This is a genomic window from Brachyspira catarrhinii (genome assembly GCF_005518285.1).
Classification (GTDB): domain Bacteria; phylum Spirochaetota; class Brachyspiria; order Brachyspirales; family Brachyspiraceae; genus Brachyspira; species Brachyspira catarrhinii.
Genome location: NZ_SJDU01000779.1, coordinates 1 through 456 on the forward strand (window position 1 = coordinate 1; position 456 = coordinate 456).

Here is a 456-nt window from a genome sequence, read left to right on the forward strand (position 1 = left end):
GCAATACTGATGTAATGCTTATAGTGGCTCCCGGTGTTGAAATACCTGAAGAAGATAGAGACTCTACTGGTTACTTTAATACTGTTAGTGCTGATGATTATGTTAATACTTTTATTGATGACGCTTTAGAGTATGAAGAATACCAAAATCCTGAAATATATCAATCTCATGAATGGGTTATAAACTCTATTTATACGCCTGCTTATACTGTAAGAGCAGACGCTATAAGAGCCATAGAATATAATTATGCATAAGGAGTGAAAATGAGTTATACTATAGAAGTGAGTAATGTTACAGGTAAAAATAGAAACTTTCCTTTAAGAAGACTCGACGCTAAAGGCAATGGCTATCTTCAGGATTTTAAGATACCTGCTTATGCTTTAAATCATAAACTCACCTTTGCTAGCGAAGATGAGTACAAAAAATGGGCTAGCAATTACGAAGCGTATGTGTCAG

Annotated in this window: 2 protein-coding genes; both read left to right on the top strand. The window is 34.6% G+C overall.

Features of this window, described 5'->3' with window-relative positions; genetic code table 11:
* The coding region (locus tag EZH24_RS14545) for a hypothetical protein (RefSeq protein WP_236847282.1) at positions 1-254 on the top strand (254 nt) is incomplete at its 5' end.
* A gap of 9 nt (positions 255-263) precedes the next feature.
* On the top strand, positions 264-456 hold a 193-nt coding region (locus EZH24_RS13430), incomplete at its 3' end, for a hypothetical protein (protein ID WP_137999490.1).